The organism is Deinococcus terrestris (genome assembly GCF_009377345.1).
In the GTDB taxonomy this organism is placed as follows: domain Bacteria; phylum Deinococcota; class Deinococci; order Deinococcales; family Deinococcaceae; genus Deinococcus; species Deinococcus terrestris.
In genome coordinates this window covers 1-1148 of sequence record NZ_WBSL01000038.1, presented here as the reverse complement: position 1 = coordinate 1148, position 1148 = coordinate 1, and the positions used below count along the sequence as shown (strand labels likewise).

Sequence of the window (1148 nt, the reverse complement as noted above, 5' to 3'; positions counted from 1 at the left end):
AGGTGTTTCGTGTGCTCAAAGGCATTTATCGCCATCGGCGTCGTCGATTTGCCCTTCGAGTTCAGCTTATCGCCGCACTCTGTAACCTCACCCAGGCATGCCCCGCCTGACTTTCGCAAGAGGTCTAGTCAATGGCGTGGTGGGCGGCCGATTTGACGCTTACTCCAAGTCCACTCTCGCCTGCAACAGCTTCTTTCCCCTGCCCACAGGTGTCAGCGCGACTGTATTGCATTCAGTGGTGATGGTGTCCCCGAACAACAGGTCCTTCGGTCCTTATACTAGTCGTATAGGTCGCTCATCCTCAAGTTACGCAGTCTCACAACAAGTGTTCATGGGTGGCAACACCACAGCCAAAGGCACCTACGTATTCTCTTACAGTATCGAAGGTTCCTGTGATGGCTACAGTGGGTATGGCAAAACAGCCAGTGCCTGGTTTTATGATGGCCGGACGGTTGAGCGAATCAATACGCCCGTTGTTACCCCTGAATAACATTCAGCCCGGTTGTGTTGCCTTAATTGGCGTCACGGCAGGGTGAGGGCAGGGGTGGTCTGAACTTCAGACCACCCCTGCCGCGACGGCTGACCACGTCTGGAACGCTGTGCTCTGGTTATTTCCTCGGTGGCGGTAGTGACGCTGACGCGGGAATGATGATGAAGGTTGGTGATCCGGGCCTGCAAACTGAGGAATTCTTGAGCGCGTTTCCGCTGCCTAAATCCTTGCTGAGATCGCTCGTGTCGGCGTGTGGATCGGTGTGATTGTTCGATGATGTTGTTGCACCGGGCCGTGGAGGTCACCTGCCGAGAAGTCATCCGGAAATTTGACGCAGCAGGATGAGGATGCAGGCGAGTTGAACAAAGCCCAGGAAGTTCTGGGCTTTCCGCTCGTCACGGGTGCGGACCCGGCGGAAGGACTGCAACCAGGCGATGGTGCGCTCGACTTTCCAGCGCCGCTTATAGCGGCGCAGCGGGCGTCCATCTTGCGTTTTCCGCTTCCGGTTCTTGCGGTTCGGCACGATCATCTGGTAATGCTCCAGAAAATCCTTCCAAAATCACCCGCCCACTTGCGAGGGTCGGGCACGCTGGAGGGAAATTATGGGAAAGCAACGGAAAAAGTGGCCGACGGACACCAAGGAGCACATCGTCCTGGC

Annotated in this window: 1 pseudogene; it reads right to left on the bottom strand. The window is 56.3% G+C overall.

Going from position 1 to position 1148, the window contains the following annotated elements:
- Positions 1–806: 806 nt before the first annotated feature.
- Positions 807–1022, bottom strand: a pseudogene (locus F8S09_RS17495) (transposase); the annotation flags it as partial.
- Positions 1023–1148: the final 126 nt, after the last annotated feature.